Source organism: Burkholderia sp. AU30280, assembly GCF_020420125.1.
Taxonomy (GTDB): domain Bacteria; phylum Pseudomonadota; class Gammaproteobacteria; order Burkholderiales; family Burkholderiaceae; genus Burkholderia.
On the sequence record NZ_JAIZRY010000003.1, the window covers coordinates 558,917 to 585,178 of the forward strand.

Sequence of the window (26,262 nt, forward strand, 5' to 3'; positions counted from 1 at the left end):
CGCATCGCAACCACGATGCGACGACATGCAGGAAACCTATCCATCGTATGACCCGCCGGCACCGCGCCTGCGCGCGGCCCGGCCGCTGAAGCGGCTTCTGCTGCTATGCCCGATCGCACTGTCGCTGTCGATCGCCGTGCCCGCCCATGCCGACGACACGCCGGCGGCACCCGTCGCCGCCACCAACCCCACCGAAGCGTCGCTCCCTCCCACCCTCGACACGATCGTCACGGCGCTGCGCAACCGCTTTCACGTCGCGTATGCCGACGCGCGCACGATCGCGCGCGCAGTGCAGACCGAATCGGATCGCTACGGGCTTGCACCGGCGCTGCTGCTCGCAATCATCGCGGTCGAGTCGGGCTTCGATCGCCACGCGGTCAGTGTCGCCGGCGCGCGCGGGTTGATGCAGGTGCTGCCCACCGCCCATCGCGATCTCGTCGCGCACGTCAAGGACCTGTCAGATCCGGCCACCAACGTGCGAATCGGCGCGGCCATCTTCCGCGGCTATCTCGACGATGCGGACGGCGACGTCGAAACCGCGCTCGTGCGCTACAACGGCGGCACGACGCGCTATGCACGGCGCGTCGCGCTGCGCGTGCAGCAATTCGATGCGCAGCTGCGCCGTTCGAACGACATGGCGAGCAACGAACCGCGGACGGACACTCACCCCTGAGCGCGTCGCGACTGCACGCCGGCCAGCCGGTAGCCGACGCCTGGCTCCGTCACGATGTACGCGGGCCGCCTCGGATCCGGCTCCAGCTTGCGCCGCAGGTGGCCGACATACACGCGCAGGTAGTGCGGATCCTTGCCATGCGTCGCGCCCCACACCTCGTTCAGCAGGCGCTCGTGCGTGAGCGGCTGGCTCGCATGATGCGCGAGCACGGCCAGCAAGCGGAATTCGATCGGGCTGAGATGCACGCGCGCCCCGCCACGCAACACCTGGCGATCGCCGAGATCGACGGTCACGTCGCCGAAACGCACGCGGACCGCATCGAGGCGCCCGCCGCCGGCCTGCCGCCGCAGGTGCGCGCGAATTCGCGCGATCAATTCGGCCGCGCCGAACGGCTTCGTCAGATAGTCATCCGCGCCCGCGTCGAGCGCGGCCACCTTGACGCTTTCCGCACTCAACGCCGACAGCACGATCAGCGGCGCGGCCGAGCACGCGCGCAGCGCACGGATCAGCGCGGTGCCGCCGATGTCGCGCAGGTTCGTGTCCGCGACGATCAGGTCGGGGCGGCGCGCGCCGACCACCGTCACGCCCGCCGCACCGGTCGCGGCCTCGCACACATGCATGTGTTCGGCCTTCAGCGCGACACGGACGAAATGCCGGATGAACCTGTCTTCGTCGACGATCGCGATGACGACGGTCGGTTCGCTCATCCGGCAGCGCCTTCGTCCGGCGCGTCATGCGCGCTCGCGCACGCCGCACGGTGCGCGTCCATGCTCAGGCCCATCCGCATGCCACCAGCACCACGTCGATCAGCTTGATGAACGGGAACGGCAGCAGCACGCCGCCCAGGCCGTACAGCAACAGGTTCCTGCGCAGCAGCGGCGCGGCGCCGAGCGGGCGATAGCGCACGCCCTTCAACGCGAGCGGGATCAGCGCGACGATGATCAGCGCGTTGAAGATCACCGCCGACAGGATCGCCGACGCCGGCGACGCGAGATGCATCACGTCGAGCACACGCAGTTGCGGATAGGTCGTCGCGAACGCGGCCGGGATGATCGCGAAATACTTCGCGATGTCGTTCGCGATCGAGAACGTCGTCAGCGAACCGCGCGTCATCAGCATCTGCTTGCCGATCTCGACGATCTCGATCAGCTTCGTCGGGTTCGAGTCGAGGTCGACCATGTTGCCGGCTTCCTTTGCCGCCTGCGTCCCGGTGTTCATCGCGACCGCCACGTCGGCCTGCGCGAGCGCCGGCGCGTCGTTGGTGCCGTCGCCCGTCATCGCGACGAGACGCCCGGCCGCCTGGTGCTCGCGGATCGTCGCGAGCTTGGTTTCCGGCGTCGCTTCCGCGAGGAAATCGTCGACCCCTGCTTCCGCCGCGATCGCCGCCGCCGTCAGCCGGTTGTCGCCCGTCACCATCACGGTCTTGATGCCCATCTTGCGCAGTTCCGCGAAGCGCTCCTTGATCCCGCCCTTCACGATGTCCTTCAGCTCGATCACGCCGAGCACGCGAGCGACACCGTCGACGCACTCCGCCACCGCGAGCGGCGTGCTGCCGCGACGCGCGATGTCGGTCACGACCGCGTCGACTTCGCGCGTGACGCGGCCACCGTGAGACTCGACGTAATGCCGGATCGCATCGGCCGCACCCTTGCGGATCTCGCGGCCGGGCAAGTCGACGCCGCTCATCCGCGTCTGCGCGCTGAACGACAGGAACACCGGATGCAGCGCCTGCAAGTCGCGCTCGCGCAGGTTGAAACGCTGCTTCGCAAGCACGACGATGCTGCGGCCTTCCGGTGTTTCATCGGCGAGCGACGACAGCTGCGCGGCATCGGCCAGCGCTTCCTCGGTCACGAACGGCGCGGGCACGAACGTCGATGCCTGGCGGTTGCCGAGCGTGATCGTGCCGGTCTTGTCGAGCAGCAGCACGTCGACGTCGCCGGCCGCTTCGACCGCACGGCCCGACGTCGCGATCACGTTCGCCTGCATCATCCGGCTCATCCCGGCCACGCCGATCGCGGACAGGAGGCCGCCGATCGTCGTCGGGATCAGGCACACGAGCAGTGCAACCAGTGCGGTGATCGTCACCACGTGGCCGGCCTTCACCGCGTCGACCGCGAACGTCGAGAACGGCAGCAAGGTGGCGGTCGCGAGCAGCATCACGATCGTCAACGCGACGAGCAGGATCGTCAGCGCGATTTCGTTCGGCGTCTTCTTGCGCTTCGCGCCCTCGACCATCGCGATCATCCGGTCGAGGAACGCCTCGCCCGGGTTCGCGGTGACCTTGACGACGATCCAGTCCGACAGCACGCGCGTGCCGCCCGTCACCGACGAGAAATCGCCGCCCGCCTCGCGGATCACCGGCGCGGATTCGCCGGTGATCGCCGATTCGTCGACCGACGCGACACCTTCGATCACGTCACCGTCGGCCGGGATCGTGTCGCCGGTTTCGACGAGCACGACGTCGCCTTTGCGCAGGTCGGTCGATGCCATCACTTCGACGGCCGCCTTCGCACGCGCCGCCGCGAGCTTTTTCGCGACCACGTTGTGTTTCGCACTGCGCAACGACGCGGCCTGCGCCTTCGAGCGCCCTTCCGCGAGCGCTTCGGCGAAGTTCGCGAACAGCACGGTGAACCACAGCCACAGCGCGATCGCGACGATAAAGCCGGCGGGCGCTTCGGCCTGGCCGAACAACGCGGCGATCCACAGGATCGTGGTCAGGATGCTGCCGACGTACACGCAGAACATCACCGGGTTGCGGAACTGCGTGCGCGGCGTGAGCTTGCGGAACGAATCGGCGATCGCCGGACGCACGAGCGCGGGATCGAACATCGAGCGCGCGGGCGTGCGCGCATGGCCCGGATGCTCGGGGCGCGGACCTGTCACGGGCGAGAGAGACATGGCGGGTTTCCTTTACCGCCGCGCATGCTCGCGTGCGGCTTCCGTTTCCACGCAACCATCTTATGAAGGTTCGCGTGAAGATCGCGGCAAAGGATCGCGTCAGGGTATAAAAAGCGCGTAAACGTCCGTTTCGCCGCGGCGCGGCGGAGGTGTCTCAAGGGCCTTACACGAGCGGGAGCGCCACACTCCGCTCATCCGGCGTTTACGCGGCAAAGCAGGAAAACGAACCGGGGGCGTGGCGTTCAGCCGACCGTGTAGCGCCCGTGCTGACGCGGACGCCACGGCGACGAGCGGCAACTCGCGGCGCCGGCCGCGCGTCGTGCCGCCCAGCCTGCGCCACGCCGCCCGTGCAGGTCGCGCCGGGCCAGTGCGGCCACCCGCGCCGGCAACGCATGCGCGAGACGCCGCACGGCCGCCACGCGCGCGGCCATGCGCGACGCCGGCGATGCCGGCGACATGCGGCGCGCGGCCTGTGCGCCGGGCCGCTTGCAGAGGATCGCGCTGTCATAGCGCTTGCCGTCGAAGCGCATCACGTCGACGACGTCGAAACCCTGTGCGCCGTAGAACGCGAGCAGGTGCGAAGCGGGATGCGGCGTATCGAGCGCGAGCAGCGTGTAGCCGCGCAGCGCGGCCCACTGTTCGGCGAACGCCAGCAGCAACGCGCCGATCCCGCGGCTCTGGCAATCGGGGTCCACCGCCACCTGCCGCACGCTCGCAACGCCTTCGCGCCGGTACAGCGAGCACGCCGACGACGGATCGGTCGCATACAGCGTGGCCGTGCCGATCACGCGCCCGCCGCACACGGCCACGTAGCACTCGCCCGCTTCCGCGCGGAGACGCGTGACGTCCTCGCTCTGGTCGACGCACGTGCAGTTGAGTCCCATCGCACCGAGCCGCGCGAACGCGCGATGCAGCATCGGCGTGAGTTGCGCATAGCTGTCGAAGGCCGGATCGAAACGCCGCACGATCACCCGATCGGCGCACACGGAAGGCGGCGCGGCAGGTGTGTGTTCGGCGATCGCGTTCCAGGGTATCGACATTGCCTTGCTCCGTGGTTGGGATGCCCGAAGTCTATGAGCGCGCCGGCCGCCCTCGCAAGAAAAAATGTCGTAAAAGTTCGGGGAAATACGTGCGGGAGAGACGGTCTCGACCGTGCGTGCCACGCCGCCGTGTGCGCCGCGGCGAGCGCATGAAAGCGCACCGATCGTTGTTTGCGCAAGCAATGCGCGCTGCGGCCGGATCACGCTTCGGCGAGCGCCGTTGACACCGGCGGCGGCGCCTTCCAGACTCGAGGATTCCTTCCCTCACCGAGCGCGCTCATGATCACCTGCTTCCTTCGCTACGTCATCGATCCGTACAAGCTCGACCAGTTCGAAGCGTACGGCAAGATGTGGATTCCGCTCGTCGAAAAGTTCGGCGGCACGCATCACGGCTACTTCCTGCCGTCCGAAGGGGCGAACGACATCGCGCTCGCCATGTTCTCGTTCCCGAGCCTCGCCGAATACGAGCGCTACCGCGAACGTTCGATGGACGATCCGGCCTGCCAGGCCGCGTTCCGCTACGCCGAGGAAACACGCTGCATCGTCAGCTACGAACGCAGCTTCTTCCGGCCGGTGTTCGCGTAACCGGCAACGGCCCGGCACATCGCGCCCCTTTTCCTGGCCGGGACGAAAAAAAGCCCCGCCTGCATCCGCGCGGCGGGGCCAACCCATGTCAGTAGAGACATCATGGAGGAGACGGGCCCATCTTATCGACCGCCGCCCGCCGTCCCAACCAAGCATTTCTGCTATCGATCTGGGCGGCCGCGCACACGATTGCCCCTGCTGCCCGGCATATCGATAGAACGAAAAGTCGTTTTCAGAGTGGTGGCGGGGTCGTTACCATCTGGTTTTAAGCCTGTGCTTAGCCGGGCAAGCCATCCCCAAGGAGCGCCCCTTGACTGCATTCGATCAACACCGCCGCCCGTTCGTCGTCGGCATTGGCGGTACCACCCGGGCAGCGTCGTCGACCGAACGCGCGCTGTCGTTCGCGTTGCGCGGCGCGCAGGCGGCCGGCGCACGCACGCGGCTGTTCGACGGCCCGTTCCTGCATACGCTGCCGCACTACGCCCCCGAACACAAAACGCTGACCGACGCGCAGCGCGAACTGATCGACGCCGTGCGCCAGGCCGATGCGATCATCATCGCGACGCCCGGCTATCACGGCGGGGTCTCCGGCCTCGTGAAGAACGCGCTCGACACGCTCGAGGAACTGCGCGCGGACGATCGCCCGTATCTCGACGGCCGTGCGGTCGGCCTGATCGTCACCGCCTACGGCTGGCAGGCGGCCGGCACCGTGCTGACGTCGCTGCGTTCGATCGTGCATGCGCTGCGCGGCTGGCCGACGCCGTTCGGCGCGACCGTGAACACGCTCGAAACGCGCTTCGACAGCGCCGACAGCTGCTCGGATCCGAAGGTCGTCGCGCAGCTCGAGACGGTCGGCACGCAGGCGGCCGAGTTCGCGCTCGCGTTCGCATCGCATCGCGCGGCCTCGCATGCGGCATCGGTCGACGCACTCGCGCCCGTGCTGAAGATCGCCAACCAGTAATCCCCCGCCTTCCACCGCCCGCGCCCGGCCGACCACGATCGCCGGCGCGGGCGGTGCACGTTCGGACGAACGGCCCGGCGCCGTGCACGCCGACGCCTCTCCCCGCCTGCCCTTCCCCGTACCCCGTACCGATAACGATTCGGCTCGCTGCGTGATTTGCATTGGCCGAAAGATTGGTTCACGCCGCGGGCGGGTTTTCGTACGCTGAACCTCCGAACTTTCTCCGCGCACCTCATGAACCGTACGATCCGCTACAAGGGCTACGAAGTCGCCCCCGCTGCCGCCCGGTTGCCGAACGGGCTGTTCGCCGCCAACCTGACGATCGAGAAGGCGAGCGGCGGCCCGTCGCCGCGCGCGGTTTCGTTCGACGCAATCGATTTCTTCTTCGAGGAAGAGCACGCGCTGGCCTACGCGTCCCGCTGGGGCCGCCTCTGGATCGATACGCACGCGTGACGCGCGCCTGGCCGGCGTGCGCATGGCCGCTCGAAAATACGCGATTACGGAAGCTATGCAAGAATCTTTCGATCCGTAATCGCACGACAACAGCCATGAGTGACACGCTGCAGGAAAAGCATGCAGCGGCAGATCACGCAATGCGCAACTGGACCTTCGAGAGGCAAGGTCCGGTCCGGATCGGTTCCGATGCGCACATGCAGATGTTCTGCCGCATGCTGCTCGACACACACAATCCGTACAAGCCGGCGGTGATCGACTGGCCGGCGCTCACACCCGCCGAGCTCAAACGACTCACGTCGCTGCCGATCTGGGACATCGCGGTGCAGACCGAGGGCCGCGCATCGATCCGCGTGGCAACGTATGCGGCGACAATCGACGATCCGCTGCTGCGCCGCGCGCTCGAGATGGACGGCGACGAGGAAGCGCGCCACAAGGTCGTGCTGTCGAAGCTCGTCGACGCATACGGCATCCGGCTCGCCCCCGAGCCGGCCTACCCTGCGCCGAAGGATCCCGAGTGGTGGTGGATCGTCACGGGCTTCAGCGAATGCATCGACAGCTTCTTCGCGTTCGGCCTGTTCCGTTCCGCACAGCGCTCCGGCTATTTCCCGCCCGAACTCGTCGACACCTTCGAGCCGGTGATCCAGGAAGAAGGCCGCCACATCCTGTTCTTCGTGAACTGGTATGCGTGGTACTGGCGCTCACTCCCGTGGTGGCGCCGGCCGTGGTTTTTCGCGCGGGTCGCGGCCGTGTGGGTGCATTTGATCCGGGAGCGCATCGGCATCGCGCGCGGCATCGATTCCGACGGCGTCGCACGTGACGCGAACTTCCCGGCGACCGGCACCGCCGACATCGGCGACGCGCTCAATCCGCGCGAGCTGATCGAACTGTGTCTCGCCGAGAACGACCGGCGGATGGCCGGCTACGACAAGCGTCTGCTGCGCCCGATGTTCGTGCCGCGCATGGCGCGGTTTGCCCTGCGGTTTCTGAAGAAGTAAGGCAACTGCGTCGGGGCAAAAATCCGGTTGCCTGGTTATCCGGTCGGGCAACCGGGTAACGCCCCGCGACGATCGAAACACCGGGCCGGCCTGAATCCCGCACCGACCGGATCGCAGACAATTGCGTCCCCCACATCCGGCCGCGCCGCAAGCGATACGCGTCGATCGACGCATCCGTTCTGTTCGATGGCCCGCGCCCGGGCCGCGTTCGAACTTCGCTACGCGTTCGCCGCGCTTCCGCATCGCCGGGGCTGCCCTGCCCGCCGCCCGCTCGAGATTTCCCCATCGCATGCGGTGTGGAACCTCACCGACTGCCATCGAGCCGCCGAATGCGGCGCACCTGACGCACTTATTCCCGCCCTTTTTTCTTCGGTGCTTTGGCGCGCGCGGACAGATTGTCACACCCGGGATTTGACGATTCCGGAACGTCGTCGCCGACGCCGGACAGCCTCTTTAGCAACCTGTCGCGAACGGGCGCACCGCCGACGCGGGTCACGCCTGCCTGACGGATTCATTCCGTTTTCGTACCCCTTGCGATTAACCACATTGCCGAAATAGTCAATAGGACAAGTTTGAAATATGAATGACGACGGTCCGACCTATCGCCCCGTAGCACTTTTTTACACATTCGGCGGGGCAACCGGCCCGGAATGCCCGCCACGCGCACCATCGCTGCGGACGAGATGCGCAAATCAGCACAGACCGATGCTCGATATTTAAAATTAAATTGATTTACGGATAATCATTAAAATCAATAGAAAATCAGTACTCAAATTCATAATTAACAAATTAACAAGGCAGCAACAACATTATCCATTAGCACCTCGGCCAATATTACGCGAGTGAAAGGATTGCTCATCTCGCAAACGTTTGCTATTTCATTAGTCTTACGAATAAGGGCTCCAGATGTGTAGGCCACCGCACAAAACTCCCGCAACCATATGATTTTTATGAAGAAATATGCGATGAGCCAGGGGACCACAAACCATACATCAAACATTCTTACAACCTTCAAATGCATTCTGAGTCAATGCGTCAGAAGTCGACGCATTAACCATTCTTTAACTTTCAAAACCCACCATTTATCACTTTTTATCAATCACAAAAACCCTCCTCCAATAAACTCCGCCCATCAATTTTGAGATTCACGCGGGCGCACGGAGTATTCCTCTAACGAAAGAGACCGGTGTGTGGCGTGCATATTTGGAGGTAGCTGGACATGAACCGCACATACCGCTCTATCTGGAACGAATCCCTCGGCGCGTGGGTCGCCGCATCGGAACACGACTCGGCACGGGGCAAGCCGAACAAGTCGGCCGTCGCCATCGCCGTTCTGGCCGTTCTGGCAGCGCTGCCTTCGCTCGCGAGCGCCTCTACGCTGATTCCAGGTACAACGAACGGCACACAATTCACCGTGTCGTCGTGTACGTCGGTTGGCGGCAGCGGTACTCCCGGGCGGACGACGATGCCCAATACCAATGCCTATCCTGTCGACGGATCCGGCACCTACTCCACCGTCGCAGGCTGTAACGCCTCCGGCAACAACGTTCTCGCAGCCACGGTGTATGGCGCGTTCGCCCAGGTGACCGGTAACGGCGGCACGGCCATGGGTTTCCTGTCGTCCGCTGCGCTTTGGGGCACTTCCGCCGGCCTCGAATCGACTGCCAGCGGCACGGCGGCGACCGCGCTCGGCTTCGGTGCAACCGCCAACGCGTTGAATTCGGTTGCGATCGGCGGGGCGGGCGGCAACGGCACGACGCCGCTTTCGTACGCAAACTCGACCATCGCATCGGGCGCCGGCGCGATTGCGATCGGTAGCAATGCAACGAAAGGCGCACAAGCCGCCGCCTCCGACAGCATCGCGCTCGGCGGCCAGTCGTCGGTCACCTCCTCCGCAACGTCCGGCATCGCGATCGGCCGCGGTGCCACGGTGAACGGCGCATACGGCATCGCACAGGGCGATGGCGTGACGACCGGCGCAACCGGCTACAACGTCGCAATCGGCTCGTCGGGCACGACCGCCAACAGCGGTTCCGCGAATGGCGGCGCCGTGGCGATCGGTCGCTCGCAGACCGCCAGCGGCGACGGCGCGGTCGCGCTCGGCACCAGCAACTCGGCAAGCGGCACCGGCGCTGTCACGCTCGGCAACGGCAACTCGGCGAACGGTACGGGCGCGGTTGCGCTGGGCAGCGCCAACAGCGTGACGGGTGCGGGTTCGGTCGGTATCGGCAGCAGCGCCACGGCGGCTTACGCAGGTTCGACCGCGATCGGCGCTTCGTCGTATGCGGGCGGCGCGTCGGCGCCTGCTTCCGCTTACGGCAACGGCAGTTCCGCGACGGCGAACTATGCGACCGCGATCGGCGTCAATGCCAGCGCTGCTGGCGGGGGCAGCGTGGCGCTCGGCGTGGCCACGGCAAGTGCGCTCCAGAGCGTGGCGATCGGCCAGCAATCCACGGCTTCCCAGGCAGGAAACATTTCGATCGGTTCGTTCGCGACGGCCAGCGGCAACGGCAATGCGGTCGCGATGGGCTATCAATCGACCGCTTCGGCCGGCAACGCGATGGCGCTCGGCTATCTGTCGACGGCCAACGTGGCAAATTCCGTCGCCCTTGGCAACAACTCGGCGACAACCGGTACGGCGAACACGGCGACCGGCGGCACCGGTTCGGTCAGCTCCGCCACGATCGGTGGCCAGACGTTCGGCAACTTTGCCGGCGCGAGCGCGGCCAACGGCGTCGTCAGCGTCGGTACGGCTGGCAACGAGCGTCGCATCCAGAACGTTGCCGCGGGTCTCGTCACGGCGACCAGCACCGATGCGATCAACGGCAGCCAGCTCTACTCGGTCGCAAGCACGACGACGTCGAGCATCACGAGCCTGTCGACGTCGGCTTCGACCGGTTTGTCGTCGGCGAACAGCTCGATCTCGTCGCTGTCGACTTCGACGTCGACGGGTCTGTCGTCGGCCACCAGCTCGATCGGCTCGCTGTCGACCGGACTCTCGTCGACCAATAGCTCGGTCACTTCGCTGTCGACCGGCCTCTCGTCGACGAACAGTTCGGTCAAGTCGTTGTCGACGGGTCTCTCGTCGACCAATAGCTCGGTTACTTCGCTGTCGACGGGGCTTTCGTCGACGAACAGCTCGGTTACGTCGCTCTCGACGGGTCTCTCGTCGACCAATAGCTCGGTTACTTCGCTTTCGACCGGTCTCTCGTCGACCAATAGCTCGGTTACGTCGCTGTCGACGGGTCTCTCGTCGACGAACAGCTCGGTTACGTCGCTGTCGACGGGTCTTTCGTCGACCAACAGCTCGGTCACTTCGCTGTCGACTTCGACGTCGACCGGTCTGTCGTCGGCCACCAGCTCGATCGGCTCGCTCTCGACCGGCCTTTCGTCGACCAACAGCTCGGTCACTTCGCTGTCGACGTCCACGTCGACCGGTTTGTCGTCGGCCACCAGCTCGATCGGCTCGCTCTCGACCGGCCTTTCGTCGACCAACAGCTCGGTGACGTCGCTGTCGACCTCCACGTCGACCGGTTTGTCGTCGGCCACCAGCTCGATCGGCTCGCTCTCGACCGGCCTTTCGTCGACCAACAGCTCGGTCACTTCGCTGTCGACGTCCACGTCGACGGGCCTGTCGTCGGCCACCAGCTCGATCGGCTCGCTCTCGACCGGCCTCTCCTCGACCAACAGCTCGGTCACTTCGCTGTCGACTTCCACGTCGACGGGTTTGTCGTCAGCCACCAGCTCGATCGGCTCGCTCTCGACCGGCCTTTCGTCGACCAACAGCTCGGTCACCTCGCTGTCAACCTCCACGTCGACCGGCCTGTCGTCGGCTAACAGTTCGATCACGTCGCTGTCCACGTCGACTTCGACCGGTATCAACTCGCTGTCCACCGGCATCAGCTCGACCAACAGCTCGGTCACCTCGCTGTCGACCTCCACGTCGACCGGCCTGTCGTCGGCTAACAGTTCGATCACGTCGCTGTCCACGTCGACCTCGACCGGTATCAACTCGCTGTCCACCGGCATCAGCTCGACCAACAGCTCGGTCACCTCGCTGTCGACCTCCACGTCGACCGGCCTGTCGTCCGCCAATAGCTCGATCACGTCGCTGTCCACGTCGACTTCGACGGGCATCAATTCGCTGTCCACCGGCATCAGCTCGACCAACAGCTCAGTCACGTCGCTGTCCACGTCGACTTCGACGGGCATCAACTCGCTGTCCACCGGCATCAGCTCGGCCAACAGCTCGATCCTGTCGCTGTCCACGTCGACTTCGACCGGCATCGGCTCGCTGTCCACCGGACTGAGTAGCACGAACAGCTCGGTAACCTCGCTGTCCACGTCAACCTCGACCGCGATCAACGCCGCGAAGACGCACTACTACAGCGTCAACGACGGCGGCACGCAGCAAGCCAACTACAACGACGACGGCGCAACGGGCGTCAACTCGCTCGCCGCCGGCGTAGCCGCAACTGCCGCGGGCGCAAGCAGCGTCGCCGTCGGCAACGGCGCGAACGCGGCAGGCGCAAGCGGCGTCGCCGTCGGCAGCAGCGCAAGCGCGGGCGCAAGCAGCGCGGTCGCGATCGGCTCGAACGCCGTCGCGAACAACGTCGGCAGCGTCGCCCTGGGCAGCGGCTCCGTCACGGCAGCGGCCAACCCGACGCCCACCGGTACCATCGGCGGCGTAACCGCCACGTTCGCGGGCGGGAATCCGACGAGCGTGGTCAGCGTCGGTAGCGCCGGTGCCGAGCGTCAAATCACGAACGTTGCGGCCGGCGAGATCTCCGCAACCAGTACCGACGCCATCAACGGCTCGCAGCTCTTTGCAACCAATTCGGTCGTGAATTCGCTGTCGACGACGGTATCGTCGTCCAGCAGCGCAATCTCGTCGCTGTCGACCGGTATTAGCTCGTTGTCGACCGGCCTGAGTTCAACCAACAGCTCGGTCACCTCGCTGTCGACTTCAACGTCGACCGGCATCAACTCGCTGTCCACCGGCCTGAGCTCAACCAACAGCTCGGTCACCTCGCTGTCGACCTCCACGTCGACCGGCCTCTCGTCGGCCAACAGCTCGATCACCTCGCTGTCCACCTCGACCTCGACCGGCATCAACTCGCTGTCGACCGGCCTGAGCTCGACCGATAGCTCGGTGACCTCGCTTTCGACTTCCACGTCGACCGGCCTCTCGTCGGCTAACAGCTCGATCACGTCGCTGTCCACGTCGACTTCGACGGGCATCAACTCGCTGTCGACCGGCCTGAGTTCGACCGATAGCTCGGTCACCTCGCTCTCGACTTCCACGTCGACGGGTCTGTCGTCGGCCAACAGCTCGATCACCTCGCTGTCCACGTCGACTTCGACGGGCATCAACTCGCTGTCGACCGGCCTGAGCTCGACCGATAGCTCGGTCACCTCGCTCTCGACTTCCACGTCGACGGGTCTGTCGTCGGCCAACAGCTCGATCACCTCGCTGTCCACGTCGACCTCGACCGGCATCAACTCGCTGTCCACGGGCCTGAGCTCGACCGATAGCTCGGTCACGTCGCTCTCGACTTCCACGTCGACGGGTCTGTCGTCGGCCAACAGCTCGATCACCTCGCTGTCCACGTCGACTTCGACCGGCATCAACTCGCTGTCCACCGGCCTGAGCTCGACCGATAGCTCGGTCACGTCGCTCTCGACTTCCACGTCGACGGGTCTGTCGTCGGCCAACAGCTCGATCACGTCGTTGTCCACGTCGACCTCGACCGGCATCAACTCGCTGTCCACCGGCCTGAGCTCGACCGATAGCTCGGTCACGTCGCTCTCGACTTCCACGTCGACGGGTCTGTCGTCGGCTAACAGTTCGATCACCTCGTTGTCGACGTCGACCTCGACGGGGATCAATTCGCTGTCCACCGGCCTGAGCTCGACCGACAGCTCGGTGACCTCGTTGTCGACCTCCACGTCGACCGGTCTGTCGTCGGCTAACAGCTCGATCACGTCGCTGTCGACCTCGACCTCGACAGGGATCAACTCGCTGTCCACGGGCCTGAGCTCGACCGACAGTTCGGTGACCTCGCTGTCGACCTCCACGTCGACGGGCCTCTCGTCGGCTAACAGCTCAATCACGTCACTGTCGACGTCGACCTCGACGGGGATCAATTCGCTGTCGACCGGCCTGAGCTCGACCGATAGCTCGGTCACCTCGTTGTCGACCTCCACGTCGACCGGTCTGTCGTCGGCCAACAGCTCGATCACCTCGTTGTCCACGTCGACCTCGACGGGCATCAACTCGCTGTCGACCGGCCTGAGTTCGACCGATAGCTCGGTCACCTCGCTGTCGACCTCCACGTCGACCGGCCTCTCGTCGGCCAACAGCTCGATCACTTCGCTGTCCACGTCGACTTCGACGGGCATCAACTCGCTGTCGACCGGCCTGAGCTCGACCGACAGCTCGGTGACCTCGCTGTCGACCTCCACGTCGACGGGTCTGTCGTCGGCCAACAGCTCGATCACGTCACTGTCAACCTCGACCTCGACGGGGATCAATTCGTTGTCCACCGGCCTGAGCTCGACCGACAGCTCGGTGACCTCGCTGTCGACCTCCACGTCGACCGGCCTGTCGTCGGCTAACAGCTCGATCACGTCACTGTCGACCTCGACCTCGACCGGCATCAGTTCGCTGTCCACGGGTCTCAGCTCGACCGATAGCTCGGTGACCTCGCTGTCGACCTCCACGTCGACCGGCCTGTCGTCGGCCACCAGTTCGATCACGTCACTGTCGACGTCGACTTCGACGGGGATCAATTCGCTGTCCACCGGCCTGAGCTCGACCGATAGCTCGGTGACCTCGCTGTCGACTTCCACATCGACGGGCCTCTCGTCGGCGAATAGCTCGATCACCTCGCTGTCGACGTCGACCTCGACCGGAATCAATTCACTGTCCACGGGCCTGAGCTCGACCGATAGCTCGGTGACCTCGCTGTCGACTTCCACGTCGACCGGCCTGTCGTCGGCCAACAGCTCGATCACGTCGCTGTCGACCTCGACCTCGACCGGCATCAGTTCGCTGTCCACGGGCCTGAGCTCGACCGACAGCTCGGTGACCTCGCTGTCGACCTCCACGTCGACCGGTCTCTCGTCGGCGACCAGCTCGATCACGTCGCTGTCGACCTCGACCTCGACGGGGATCAATTCGCTGTCCACGGGCCTCAGCTCGACCGACAGCTCAGTGACCTCGCTGTCGACCTCCACGTCGACGGGCCTCTCGTCGGCCACCAGCTCGATCACCTCGCTGTCGACCTCGACTTCGACGGGGATCAACTCGCTGTCCACGGGCCTGAGCTCGACCGATAGCACGGTGACGTCGTTGTCGACTTCCACATCGACGGGCCTCTCGTCGGCGAATAGCTCGATCACCTCGCTGTCGACCTCGACCTCGACGGGCCTGTCGTCGGCCAACAGCTCGATCACGTCGCTGTCCACGTCGACCTCGACCGGCCTGTCCTCGGCTAACAGCTCGATCACCTCGCTGTCGACTTCGACCTCGACCGGCCTGTCCTCGGCCACCAGCTCGATCACGTCGCTGTCGACTTCGACCTCGACCGGCCTCTCTTCGGCGAACAGCTCGATCAGCTCGTTGTCGACCTCGACCTCGACCGGCCTCTCGTCGGCGAACAGCTCGATCACCTCGCTGTCGACCTCGACCTCGACCGGCATCAACTCGCTGTCCACCGGCCTGAGCAGCACGAACAGCACGATCCTGTCGCTGTCCACGTCGACCTCGACCGGCATCGGCTCGCTGTCCACCGGCCTGAGCAGCACGAACAGCTCGGTGACGTCGCTGTCGACCTCGACCTCGACCGCAATCAACGCCGCGAAGACGCACTACTACAGCGTCAACGACAACGGCGTGCAGCAAGGCAACTACGCCAACGACGGCGCAACGGGCACCAATGCCCTCGCGGCCGGCGTGAACGCCAGCGCGGCAGGCGCCAGCAGCGTCGCGGTCGGCGACGGCTCGAACGCGCAGTCGGCAGGCGCGGTCGCCATCGGCCAGAACGCATCGGCAACGGGCGGCAAGGCCGTGTCGATCGGCTCCGGCAACACGGCAAGCGGCGACGGCGCGGTCGCGATCGGCGACCCGAGCATCGCAACGGGTACCGGCGCGGTGGCGATGGGTGCGAACGACACGGCGACCGGCAACGGCGCAGTGGCGCTCGGCAACGCGAACACGGCAAACGGCGCCAGCGCACTCGCCCTCGGCAGTTCGAACCAGGCCACCGCGGACAACACGATCGCGCTGGGCAACCAGTCCACGGCCAGCGCAGTCGGCGCACAGGCCTACGGCTCGAGTGCAACGGCAAGCGCCGCCAACTCGCTCGCGTTCGGTACGAACGCGCTGGCCAACGTCGCCAACTCGATCGCCCTGGGCGCGAACTCGGTCACGAGCAACGCGAACCCGACGTCGAGCGCCACGATCGGCGGTGTCACGTACTTCTTCGCGGGCAGCTCGCCGGTCGGTGTGGTGAGCGTCGGCGCACCGGGCCAGGAACGCCAGATCACGAACGTCGCTGCCGGCCAGATCTCGGCCACGAGCACGGACGCGATCAACGGCAGCCAGCTCAACGCGACGAACAACGCGGTGAATGCGCTGTCGACGTCGACCGCGTCGAACGTCGCGTCGCTGTCGACGGGCATCAACTCGCTGTCCACGGGTCTCAGCTCAACGAACAGCAACCTCACGTCGCTGTCCACGTCGACCTCGACCGCGATCAACTCGCTGTCGACCGGCCTGAGCACGACGAACAGCAACGTCAATTCGCTGTCGACGTCGACCTCGACCGGCATCGGCTCGCTGTCCACCGGCCTGAGCACGACGAACAGCAACGTGGCGTCGCTGTCGACCGGCGTAACCAACATCAACAACCAGTTGAACCAGTTGTCGACGACGATCAACAACAACACGACGCGCACCGCCAACAACAACGGCATCGCGGCCGACATGAACGGCACGGGCAGCGATCACCCGACCGTCACCGCGGGTTCGAACTCGGTGGCGATCGGCGCGAATTCGACGGACGGCGGCCGCTCGAACGTGGTGTCGGTCGGCAGCGACACGCAGCAGCGCCAGATCACGAACGTCGCGCCGGGTACGCAAGGCACCGACGCGGTGAACGTGAACCAGCTGACGCAGGTGCAGACGACGCTGTCCACGGCACTGTCGGGCCAGCAGGCGCAGATCAACTCGCTGGGTTCGCAACTGCAGCAGACCGACCAGATGGCGAAGCAGGGTATCGCGGCCGTCGGCGCGATGGCGTCGATCCCGCAGATCGATCGCGACGCCAACTTCGGGATGGGCGTGGGCACGTCGACCTTCCTCGGCCAGAAGGCGATGGCGGTCAACATGCAGGCTCGCATCACGGAGAACCTGAAGGCGTCGATCAACGGCGGTTTCAGCGGCGGTCAGAAGGTGATCGGCGCCGGCATGCTGTACCAGTGGAAGTAACGCGTCGCGCCGCCAGGCCGCCCGGCTCGCCAGCCGGCCGGCCCGCGGCGGCCTCGACGGCCGGACGGGCCCGCCGCGCCACCCGTGGCGGGCTTCAGTCAACCCAAGCATTGAGGATGTAACCGTGAACAAACTCGCTCTTGCGCTCGCACTCTCCGCAACGGCCCTCGCCGCGTGCTCGACCGCATCCGGCCCGACCTTCAGCGCCTCCGAACTGCAACCGCGCGACGGCGTGCGTACCTTCCAGGTGGACTGCCACGGCCTCCTGTCGGGCCCGCAGACCTGCATGAAGGCCGCCCGCAAGATTTGCGGCGAAGAGCCGGTGCGCGCCGTCGACTCGGCCCGTGCGCTGCGCGACAAATCCGATCCCGCGACGCTCGTGTTCCAGTGCGGCGCCGCGCCGGCCGAAGCGGCGTCGGCCGCCGCGCCGGCGGCTGCCGTCGTCGAACAGGTGAACCTGTCGGGCGACGCGCTGTTCGCGACCGACCAAGCGACGCTCGCCCCGACCGCGCGCGAATCGCTCGACCGGTTGCTGAGCGAGCGTGCAGACCGCACGTACTCGCAGGTGAGCGTCACCGGCTTTACGGATTCGGTGGGCAGCGACGACTACAACCTCGCGCTGTCGAAGCGCCGTGCCGAAGCCGTCGCGGCGTACCTGAAGGCGCACGGCCTGAAGACCGACTCGCTGACGGTCACGGGTCGCGGCAAGGCCGATCCGGTCGCGTCCAACGCGACGCCGGAAGGCCGCGCCAGCAACCGCCGCGTCGAAATCCGCCTGCAGCACTGAGCGGGCCGCCGACGCGCGCGGCGGCCCGCTCCGGCCGGCCGCCAGCGCCGCGCCGGGCTCGCACCCGACCTGCGCCGGACCGACCGGGCGCCGCTTCGCCGGCGCCCGTTTCCGTTGGCCGGCGGCTATGTCAAAGTTCGTCACGTCCTGCCAAAACCGGTGGTTTCCGTGCCACAATCGCCGCAGACAGTCGCCGGGGCAGCCTGCCCGAATCGCACGCCGTGCCAGGCGTGCCCGACGACACGCCGGAAACCGGCTGCCGCCCTCGCGAACCAGGTCGCCCGATTCGCCCGCCGCGGCGTACCGGCGCACATGCAACCATGACAATCCACGGCGCGCCGCTGCCAGGCCAGACGCTCGACGCGATGCCCGGACGCACGACGCCGCAGAGGAAACCAACCGGTGACGGACATCAATGAAGCCGCCTCGGGCGGCACCCGCAGGCAACGGCCGGCGGTCGGCATCTCGCTGTTTGCGCGCGACGGCCAGGCGATCTGGGAAAACGGCATCCACCAGAACATCGCGTTCCTCGCGATGATGCTCAAGCGCTCGGATCGTGTCGGCCCCGTCTACTTCCTGAACGGCGGCGACGCCAGCGCACTGCCGGCCGGCCTCGAACTCGACGGCCTCGACATCCCGCTCGTGAAGCCCTCCGACGTCACGCACGAACTCGACGTCGTGATCGAAATGGGCGCACAGCTGCCGGTCGAATGGCTCCGGCACATGAAGGCGCTCGGCAAGAAAATCGCCGCATTCTTCTGCGGGCACGTGTACGCCGGCCTGTGCGAAACCCCGATCTTCGGCAAACCGTCGGGGCACATCTTCAACGGCGCGCCGTTCGACGAAGTGTGGCTGCTGCCGCAATACGACAAGACCGCGGCGCCGATGCTGCAGACCATCCTGCGCGCGCCGGTCCACCTGATGCCGCACATCTGGTCGCCCTACTTCCTCGAGCGCCGGATCGCCGCGCTCGCCGCGGAAGGCGCGACGTTCGGCTATCGGCCGGGCCGCCGCCCGTGGCACCTGGCGACGCTCGAACCGAACATCTCGGTCGCCAAGTCGTGCCATTACCCGATGCTCGCGTGCGACGAGCTCTACCGTGCGCGCCCGGACGCGGTTCAGCACATGTTCGTCGTGAACTCGCTGCACATGAAGGAGCATCCGACCTTCGTGCACTTCGCGAACAGCCTCGATCTCGTGCGCCAGCACAAGGCGACCTTCGAGCCGCGCCTCGACCTGCCGGGCTTCATGGCGCGCCATGCGGACGCAGTCGTGTCGCACCACTGGGAAAACGGGCAGAACTACCTGTATTACGACGTGCTGTACGGTGGCTACCCGCTGATCCACAACTCGACGCTGATTGGCGACGCCGGCTACTACTACCCGGACTTCGATTCCGCCGCGGGCGGCCGGGCGCTGCTCGATGCGTGGCTGCACCACGACGAACGGCTCGACGACTACCGCGCGAAAGCCGGCCGGCTGCTGCAGTCGGTCTCGATCGACAACCCCGCGAACCTCGACGCGTTCGTCTCGCGTCTGGTCGCCTGAACCGGAGCATACGCATGTCGGACTCCAATGCCCGTCAAGCGCCCGGCGAGGGCAAGCGTCTCGTCGTCGGCGTGTCGCTGTTCGTGCGCGGCGCCGGCCAGTCGCTGTGGGAAAACGGCATCTTCCAGAACTGCCTGCTGCTGATCCTGCTGCTGCGCCAGTCGCCGCTCGTCGCGGAAGCCGTGATGGTGAACGGCGGCGAACAGGTCGCCGATCCGCAGATGATGCTCGGCGAATGGGACGTGCCGCTGCTGTCGATGGACGAAGCGCTGCAGCGCTGCGACGTGCTGATCGAAATGAGCGCGCAGTTCGGCGCCGACTACCTGCGCGCGTTCCGCGAGCGCGGCGGCAAGGTCGTCACGATGCGGGTCGGCAACGACTACGTGATCGACATCGAACGCGCGATGTTCGACAAGCCGTCGGGTTTCCTGTTCTCGGGCGCGCCGTACGACGCCGTGTGGACGATTCCCGAATTCGAGCGCTCGTGCCTGCACTATTACCAGACGGGCCTGCGCGCGCCCGTCACGATCGTCCCGCACATCTGGCACCCGATGCTGTTCGACAAGGCGCGCGCGACGCTCGGCGCGGGGCTGTCGTACGGCTATCAGCCCGGCAAGCCGCGCTGGCGCGTGACGATGTTCGAGCCGAACATCTGCATGGTGAAGACGAGCGTCATCCCGATGCTGGTGGCCGAGGAAGCGTATCGGGCCAAGCCTGATTTCCTCGAGTTCGTGCGCGTGTGCAACACGCTGCACCTGAAGGAACATGCGACGTTCGTCCATTTCGCGAAGAGCCTCGACATCGTGAACCACGGGATCACGACGTTCGAAAGCCGCTATGCGGTGTACGAGTTCATGGCCGCGTATGGCGACGCGGTGGTGTCGCACACGTGGGAAAACGCGCAGAACTACCTGTACTACGAGCTGCTGTACGGCGACTATCCGCTGATCCACAACTCGCCGTTCCTCGGCAAGGCCGGGTATTTCTATCCGGACTTCGACTGCCAGGCCGGCGGCCGCGCGCTGCTGAAGGCATTCGCCGAGCACGACGCAAACCTGGAAGCGTACCGCGAGCAGTCGAGGCACGTGCTCAGCTCCGTCAGCATTTACAACCCCGAGAACGTCACTGCGTACTCCGACGCGATCGCGGCCCTCTATCGCGACGCATGACGCGCCGCCCATTCCGGACTCCGACATGAACGCACGCCCGACCCTCACCCGCGCAAAATGGCTGATCGGCTGCGCCGTCGCTTCGATCGCGATCGGCGCGCACGCGCAATCGTCAGGCGAATCGGCCGACGCGCTGCTCAGCGACTCGGATGCGGTGTTCAAGCAGCTCGACGCCGGCCAGTACGCCGCGGTTTGGACCGACGCGGCCCCGTTCGTGAAGTCGCGCATCAAGCAGGATCAGTTCGCGGCCGACATGCAGCGCGCCCGCCAGTCGGTCGGCACGGTGCGCCATCGCGGCTGGGCGCAGATCACGCGCATCCGCTACACGAACGCGGGCACGACGCCCGACGGGCTGTATGCGAACGTCGACTATACGACCACGCTGACGAGCGGCGCGACCGTGTTCGAGAAGCTGAGCTTTCGCCTCGAGGACGACGGCCAGTGGCACCTGACCGGCTACGTGCCGCGCCAGTCTCAGAACTACGCGCCGTAAGTCGCGCCCCCTGCACCCCGGAGCCGCCATGAAACTCAATGTCGCGATAACGATGAACGTACAGCGCGACGCGACCCAGTCGATCTGGTACAACGGCGCGAACCAGCATTGCGTGTACCTGTACATGCTGCTGAAGCAGTCGCCGCTGATCGGCGAGGTCTGGCTCGCGCACGACGACGGCATCACCGACTATCCGCAAGCGCTGATGATGGACGCGTTCGGCGACGCGCTGCGGCCGCTGTCGGCCGTCGTTCACCAGACCGACCTGCTGATCGAGATGAACGCGTTCATCGATTCGACCCACACGGACGCCGTGCGCCGGCGCGGCGGCAAGTGCGTGTCGTACCGCTTCGGCAACGACTACGTGATCGCCGTCGAGACGATCAACTTCGAGAAGAACCCGTGGCGGCCGAACCCGAACCGCGTGCAGTTCGACGAGATCTGGACCAACCCGCAGCACATGCATACGTGCGCGGCGTATTTCCAGGCCGTCTATCGCGCGCCGGTGATCGAGCTGCCACACATCTGGTCGCCGTATTTCATCGAACGCAGCCTCGACGCCGATCCTGACCTGAAGGCACGCTTCGGCTATCGCAACCACGGCACCGCGAAGCGCATCGCGTTCTTCGAACCGAACCTGAATGTCGTGAAGAGTTCGATCGTGCCGATGCTCGCCGCGAATGCGTGCTACGTCGAGCATCCGGAGCTCGTCGAGCACGTGTACATGACCAACACGTTCGACAAGAAGGAAAACGTCGCCTTCAAGCATATCGCGCTCGGGCTCGAGATGGTGCGCGACGGCAAGGCCACCGCCGACGTGCGCGCGCCGTTCGTCGCATGGGCCGCGCATCACACCGACATCGTCGTGTCCCATCACTGGGAAAACGGCCTGAACTACCTGCTGTACGACGCGCTTTACGGCAACTACCCGCTCGTGCACAACTCGCCGTTCCTGCGCGACGTCGGCTACTACTACCCGGACTTCGAGATCTTCGATGCGGCGCGCGCGATCGCGACCGCCGCGCAGACGCACGACGGGCGGCTCGACGACTATGCGGCCGCGGCCCGCCGCTGCCTGCACCAGGTCGACGCGCTCGCCGAGCACAACGTCCACGCGTATTCCGCGCAGATCCGGCAGCTGTTCGCCGGCCGCGCGCTCGGCTGATCCCCTCCTTCGCTCGCACCCCGCCCATGAATCAGACCGTCCGCAATTTTGTCGTGATCGATTCGATCCACGGCCCGTTCGTCATCAACCGGCACTGCGCGCTTCAGGCCGAAGCGCTGATCAAGACCGGCCGGCCGCATATCCAGGGCGAGCTCGACATGATCCTGCACGTGATCGACCAGTTGCCGGACGATGCGATCGCGGTGGACGGCGGTGCGAATGCGGGGCTCGTGTGCGTGCCGATCGCGCACCGACTGCATGCGCGCGGCGGCCGCGTGTATGCGTTCGAGCCGCAGCGCACGCTGTTCCATGCGCTCGGCGGCACCGTCGCGCTCAACCAGCTCGACAACCTCCATCTGCTGAACATGGGGCTCGCCAGCGCCAACGGAACGATGAAAGTGCCCGACGTCGACTACGGACAGGACGCCGACTTCGGCACGGTCTCGCTCGTCGACGGGCAGGCCGAGGGCGGCACGCCGACACCCGTCGTGCGGCTCGACTCGCTTGGCCTGCCTCGGCTGGATTTCCTGAAGCTCGACATCGAAGGGATGGAGATCGACGCGCTGCGCGGCGCGCGCCGGCTGATCGAGACGCATTTGCCGTGGTGCTGGATCGAATACTGGAAAGTCGGCGAGGCGCCGATCATCGCCACGTTCGCCGGCCTCGACTACACGTTCTACCGCATCGACGGCCTGAACATGCTGTGTGTGCCGAACCCGCGCTGGGACCGGCAGAAGCTGATCATCTCGGGCGAACCGCTCGCCGTCGCGGCGCAGGCGGAACACGATACGGCGCCCTCGGCCACGGCAGCCGCAGCCGCCGATGCCGATGCGCCCGAAACGAGCTGGAATCTCGCACTCGACCACGAGTCGCGCTGCGAATGGGGCCATGCAATCGAACGCTGGCAGCGTGCGCGCGGCCGCGGGCTCGACGACGATGCGATCGCGCTGCAACTCGCGTCGTGCTACGGCTTCGCCGGCGCACCCGAAGCCGGGCTCGCGGCGCTCGAACGCTTCGGCGATCCTGCCGCACTGCCCGACGCGACGCGCGGGCGCATCGAACTCGCGCGCGCGGCGCTGCTGCTGCGCGCCGGCCGGCGCGACGAGGCCGCCCGTGCCACCATCGCCAGCGAAAACGTGCTGACGGCCGCGCAGTTCGGGCTGCCGACGGACCGGCTCTACCAGGGCCAGCCGCTGCAGGGCAAGCGGCTGCTGGTGCTCAGCTACGGCGGCGTCGGCGACCAGCTCCAGTACGCGCGCTACCTGCATGCGCTCGACACGCTCGGCTGCACGAGCGTGACCGTCGTCGTGCCTGACGCGCTGACGGGCCTGCTGCGTCACACGTTCCCGCACATCGAATTCATCGGCGCACACGGCGCCTGGGTCGACACGTCGCAACTCGCGCACGACTACTGGTGTTCGTTCCTGATGCTCGCCGCGCAGTTCGGCTACGCGCCGGCGCCCGCAGGCGCGGCGGCCGCGTACCTGTCTTGCCCGCCCGAGCACGCGGCCGCGTGGCGCGAGCGCGTGCAGCGCGACGGCCACGCCGCCGGCACGCGCCGCATCGGGCTCAACTGGCGCGGACGCGAAGAAAGCGACACGCGCTTCCATCGCGCGGCCAGCCTGCTCGATCTCGCGCCGCTCACGCGGATGCATGGCCACGCCGCGTACTGCATCAATCGCGACCTGTCCGCGCAGTCCGAGCAATCGGCGCTGCCGGTGACGTTCCCACATCACGCGATCGGCGATTTCAGCGACCTGGCGGCACTGATGCTCACGCTGGATGCCGTGGTGACCACCTGCACCGCACACATCCACCTCGCCGGCGCGCTCGGCGTGCCGGCCGTGCTGCTGCTCAGCCCGAAAGCCGATGCGCGCTGGGAAACGGGCTCGCGCACCGCGCTCTATCCGGGCATCCGGATCGTGCGCGCCGCGCACGTCGGGCAATGGGACGACGCGGTCGATCGCGCGATGGCGTTCGTGCTCGGCGGATTCGGCAAGGATTGATCGATGGGATGCGGATCGGGGCCGCTGCATGCGGATGATGTCGGCGCGGGCCGCGCATCTCGCGCTGCACCATGGCCCGTGACTGGCGCGAACGGGCGCTAGACCAGCACCCGATCGCCGCTCTGCGCGGCGAACCTACGGCCATGCCGCCGCCCTATCCGCGCGAGCACCGCGAAGCAACGCGCCATCGGCCGGCTGGCGCCGCCGGATTGCTTGACGAGGCTGTCGGATACGCCACGCGCGATTGCCGAATCGTCGCCGCACGCGCCCGCGATGACGCCCGCGTAATAGTGGCGCGCCGCCAGTTCGCGGCCGCCGGCGTCGAGCGGCCTCATTCGCTGAATGCGACGCGCAACGGCTTTGAGGCCGTCGAGATACGGCGCGACGTCGATCGGCACATCGGTCGATTCGGCGCCCAGTTGCCACAGCATGTCGGCCAGCTCGCCGATCGCGACGAGGTCGCGCGCACCGTTCGCCTGCGTGCCCGTTCCGGCTCCGGCCTTCGTCCCTGCCATGCTCGCGCCCCTTTGCGATTCGTCCCGGCCACGCGCCGGTCTCGCCCGACATCGGCGTGCATCATGCACGCCACCTCGCCTGTTCCCGCACCGTCACGCGGCGGCCGGCGACCGCCATGAAAACCGAATGCCCTGCGCCCAGGCGACGCCGGCATCCACGATGATCTGCCGGTCGACCTCGCTCTCCACGCCTTCGACGACGACGTGTCGCGCGCCTTCATGCGCGAACGCGATGAGCCGGCGGAACTGGTAGCGCCCGATCGCGTTGCGCTTGATCATCGACAGGATCGACCGGTCGAGCTTCACGATGTCGGGATTGCCGACCACCAGGTTGTTCAATGCGCTGAAGCCGACACCGAAATCGTCGATCGCGATGCGGCACCCGGCTTGCCGGAAGCGGTTCACGAACGATCGCCCCGCGACGGGATTCAGCGGCCCCGTCTCCGTGATCTCGATCACCAGCCGCGCGGCGACCGACGGCTCGCGCTCGAGCCGCCTGAAGATGGCCAGCCACGCGTCGTCGACCACCGCGCTCGCCGCCGCCACATTGCAGCCGTAGACGGCAGCCGGATCCGCGCGCAGCGCGTCGATCGTCCGGCCGACCACGAGCCGGTCGAACCACCGCATCAGCCCGAGCGCCTCGAGGCGTGGCAGGAACGCGAGCGGCGGCAGCGCATCGCGCTCACCCCATCGCAATCGCGCCAGGCATTCCTGGTACAGCACCCCGCCCGACAGATCGGCCCGGCACACGGGCTCTTGCGCGAACCCGAGCCGGCTTTCCACGAAACTGCGTACCGACGCGAGGTCGGGATGATCGTCGGGGGCGCCGAACACGAGATCGATTTCGTCACGATTCGCTTCCCGATTCGCCTCCAGGCGAGCTTCGACCGCATTCATCCGGCGCTCCGGCAAATGGCGAGCCGCGTGTCGCGGCTCGACCTCAAGAAACATGCGGAGCAAGCCGACCATGACGCACTCCGCTGCCTACCCGGCCCATCCTGTTATGTCGATCTTTTCCGGGAGCGTACTTTTCGCTTCGGCGCGCCGTCAAATTCGATATTTTTCAACGATATTCGGTTACTGGGAATACACCATGCATGCACGACACCGACTGTGCGACAGGCCACACTAACGCAAATTTCGGAACCCCGATTCAGATATCGTTTATTCTTTTTCGTCTAAACAACCGCACTCAACTCAATTCTTCCGAAAATTGCAGGCCTCGAATTCGGAAAAATCTCAATTGATCAGATAAATACCGGCCCGATAAGCATTGTCCGCGCCCACTGCCAGGCCCACCGCGGAGGCCTGTCACCCGGTTTGCTTTTCACCGGAAAACGGCCGCCGCGCGTCATTCGATCACCACAGCATTTAATTTTATCGTTTCAAACGAATTACTGGATTTCCAAATGGGAATCAAGCCACCTTGAATCAATAATATCAAGTTAATTCATATGATGATTATCAATTGAAACATG

At 66.0% G+C, this 26,262-nt stretch carries 17 protein-coding genes; 12 read left to right on the top strand and 5 right to left on the bottom strand.

The features are described from left to right. The first annotated feature begins 25 nt into the window (after positions 1-25). Complete coding sequence (locus LGN17_RS09965; protein WP_226196327.1) at positions 26-673, top strand: lytic transglycosylase domain-containing protein; 648 nt, start codon at positions 26-28, stop codon at positions 671-673. On the opposite strand, the gene LGN17_RS09970 is transcribed toward LGN17_RS09965, so the two are convergent. The 3 genes from LGN17_RS09970 to LGN17_RS09980 all read right to left on the bottom strand — a co-directional run bounded on the left by LGN17_RS09970 (position 664) and on the right by LGN17_RS09980 (position 4,611). Further along, the gene (locus LGN17_RS09970) at positions 664-1,380 is read right to left on the bottom strand and encodes a winged helix-turn-helix domain-containing protein (protein ID WP_226196329.1); all 717 of its coding nucleotides are present in this window, start codon (positions 1,378-1,380) and stop codon (positions 664-666) included. The genes LGN17_RS09965 and LGN17_RS09970 overlap by 10 nt on opposite strands. A gap of 64 nt (positions 1,381-1,444) precedes the next feature. After that, a complete protein-coding gene (kdpB, locus tag LGN17_RS09975; protein WP_226196466.1) occupies positions 1,445-3,502 on the bottom strand; it encodes a potassium-transporting ATPase subunit KdpB in 2,058 nt (685 codons plus the stop codon). Positions 3,503-3,813: 311 nt separating this feature from the next. After that, on the bottom strand, positions 3,814-4,611 hold the full coding sequence (locus LGN17_RS09980; protein ID WP_226196332.1) for a GNAT family N-acetyltransferase: 798 nt from the start codon (positions 4,609-4,611) through the stop codon (positions 3,814-3,816). A gap of 279 nt (positions 4,612-4,890) precedes the next feature. Here LGN17_RS09980 and LGN17_RS09985 point away from each other — a divergent pair, with 279 nt between their 5' ends. The 11 genes from LGN17_RS09985 (at position 4,891) to LGN17_RS10035 (ending at position 24,269) form a co-directional block, all read left to right on the top strand. Beyond that, a complete protein-coding gene (locus tag LGN17_RS09985) occupies positions 4,891-5,196 on the top strand; it encodes an NIPSNAP family protein (RefSeq protein ID WP_226196334.1) in 306 nt (101 codons plus the stop codon). 310 nt (positions 5,197-5,506) lie between these two features. Then, positions 5,507-6,157 carry an NADPH-dependent FMN reductase gene (locus LGN17_RS09990; RefSeq protein ID WP_027790596.1) on the top strand — a complete coding sequence of 217 codons (651 nt, stop codon included), beginning with the start codon at positions 5,507-5,509 and terminating at the stop codon, positions 6,155-6,157. A gap of 234 nt (positions 6,158-6,391) precedes the next feature. After that, positions 6,392-6,610: a transcriptional regulator gene (locus LGN17_RS09995; RefSeq protein ID WP_175954765.1), complete on the top strand. Its 219-nt coding sequence runs from the start codon at positions 6,392-6,394 to the stop codon at positions 6,608-6,610. A 95-nt stretch (positions 6,611-6,705) separates the two neighbouring features. Then, the gene (locus tag LGN17_RS10000) at positions 6,706-7,608 is read left to right on the top strand and encodes a ferritin-like domain-containing protein (protein WP_226196336.1); all 903 of its coding nucleotides are present in this window, start codon (positions 6,706-6,708) and stop codon (positions 7,606-7,608) included. A gap of 1,219 nt (positions 7,609-8,827) precedes the next feature. Then, positions 8,828-17,101, top strand: a complete 8,274-nt coding sequence (locus LGN17_RS10005; RefSeq protein ID WP_226196468.1) for an ESPR-type extended signal peptide-containing protein — start codon at positions 8,828-8,830, stop codon at positions 17,099-17,101. Between the two features lie 124 nt (positions 17,102-17,225). Next, positions 17,226-17,888, top strand: a complete 663-nt coding sequence (locus tag LGN17_RS10010; protein ID WP_226196337.1) for an OmpA family protein — start codon at positions 17,226-17,228, stop codon at positions 17,886-17,888. 402 nt (positions 17,889-18,290) lie between these two features. Then, positions 18,291-19,436, top strand: a complete 1,146-nt coding sequence (locus LGN17_RS10015; RefSeq protein WP_226196338.1) for a DUF2827 domain-containing protein — start codon at positions 18,291-18,293, stop codon at positions 19,434-19,436. 14 nt (positions 19,437-19,450) lie between these two features. Further along, positions 19,451-20,605, top strand: coding sequence for a DUF2827 domain-containing protein (locus LGN17_RS10020; RefSeq protein WP_226196339.1), 1,155 nt, complete (start codon positions 19,451-19,453; stop codon positions 20,603-20,605). Between the two features lie 25 nt (positions 20,606-20,630). Further along, positions 20,631-21,098 (top strand): DUF4019 domain-containing protein, encoded by a 468-nt coding sequence (locus LGN17_RS10025; RefSeq protein WP_226196343.1) that lies wholly within the window; start codon positions 20,631-20,633, stop codon positions 21,096-21,098. A gap of 28 nt (positions 21,099-21,126) precedes the next feature. Further along, a complete protein-coding gene (locus tag LGN17_RS10030; protein WP_226196345.1) occupies positions 21,127-22,263 on the top strand; it encodes a DUF2827 family protein in 1,137 nt (378 codons plus the stop codon). Positions 22,264-22,289: 26 nt separating this feature from the next. Beyond that, a complete protein-coding gene (locus LGN17_RS10035) occupies positions 22,290-24,269 on the top strand; it encodes an FkbM family methyltransferase (protein WP_226196347.1) in 1,980 nt (659 codons plus the stop codon). Positions 24,270-24,367: 98 nt separating this feature from the next. Here the strand turns inward: LGN17_RS10035 and LGN17_RS10040 are convergent, their stop codons facing one another. Both LGN17_RS10040 and LGN17_RS10045 read right to left on the bottom strand, forming a co-directional pair. Then, on the bottom strand, positions 24,368-24,784 hold the full coding sequence (locus LGN17_RS10040; protein ID WP_226196350.1) for a hypothetical protein: 417 nt from the start codon (positions 24,782-24,784) through the stop codon (positions 24,368-24,370). A gap of 93 nt (positions 24,785-24,877) precedes the next feature. Then, on the bottom strand, positions 24,878-25,681 hold the full coding sequence (locus LGN17_RS10045) for an EAL domain-containing protein (RefSeq protein WP_226196352.1): 804 nt from the start codon (positions 25,679-25,681) through the stop codon (positions 24,878-24,880). Positions 25,682-26,262: the final 581 nt, after the last annotated feature.

What these genes read in the sequence shown, in the direction of transcription:
- LGN17_RS09965 (WP_226196327.1), top strand. Translation starts at nt 26, where the DNA reads ATGCAGGAAACCTATCCATCGTATGACCCGCCGGCACCGCGCCTGCGC.
- LGN17_RS09970 (WP_226196329.1), bottom strand. Translation starts at nt 1,380, where the DNA reads ATGAGCGAACCGACCGTCGTCATCGCGATCGTCGACGAAGACAGGTTC.
- kdpB (WP_226196466.1), bottom strand. Translation starts at nt 3,502, where the DNA reads ATGTTCGATCCCGCGCTCGTGCGTCCGGCGATCGCCGATTCGTTCCGC.
- LGN17_RS09980 (WP_226196332.1), bottom strand. Translation starts at nt 4,611, where the DNA reads ATGTCGATACCCTGGAACGCGATCGCCGAACACACACCTGCCGCGCCG.
- LGN17_RS09985 (WP_226196334.1), top strand. Translation starts at nt 4,891, where the DNA reads ATGATCACCTGCTTCCTTCGCTACGTCATCGATCCGTACAAGCTCGAC.
- LGN17_RS09995 (WP_175954765.1), top strand. Translation starts at nt 6,392, where the DNA reads ATGAACCGTACGATCCGCTACAAGGGCTACGAAGTCGCCCCCGCTGCC.
- LGN17_RS10000 (WP_226196336.1), top strand. Translation starts at nt 6,706, where the DNA reads ATGAGTGACACGCTGCAGGAAAAGCATGCAGCGGCAGATCACGCAATG.
- LGN17_RS10005 (WP_226196468.1), top strand. Translation starts at nt 8,828, where the DNA reads ATGAACCGCACATACCGCTCTATCTGGAACGAATCCCTCGGCGCGTGG.
- LGN17_RS10020 (WP_226196339.1), top strand. Translation starts at nt 19,451, where the DNA reads ATGTCGGACTCCAATGCCCGTCAAGCGCCCGGCGAGGGCAAGCGTCTC.
- LGN17_RS10025 (WP_226196343.1), top strand. Translation starts at nt 20,631, where the DNA reads ATGAACGCACGCCCGACCCTCACCCGCGCAAAATGGCTGATCGGCTGC.
- LGN17_RS10030 (WP_226196345.1), top strand. Translation starts at nt 21,127, where the DNA reads ATGAAACTCAATGTCGCGATAACGATGAACGTACAGCGCGACGCGACC.
- LGN17_RS10035 (WP_226196347.1), top strand. Translation starts at nt 22,290, where the DNA reads ATGAATCAGACCGTCCGCAATTTTGTCGTGATCGATTCGATCCACGGC.
- LGN17_RS10040 (WP_226196350.1), bottom strand. Translation starts at nt 24,784, where the DNA reads ATGGCAGGGACGAAGGCCGGAGCCGGAACGGGCACGCAGGCGAACGGT.
- LGN17_RS10045 (WP_226196352.1), bottom strand. Translation starts at nt 25,681, where the DNA reads ATGAATGCGGTCGAAGCTCGCCTGGAGGCGAATCGGGAAGCGAATCGT.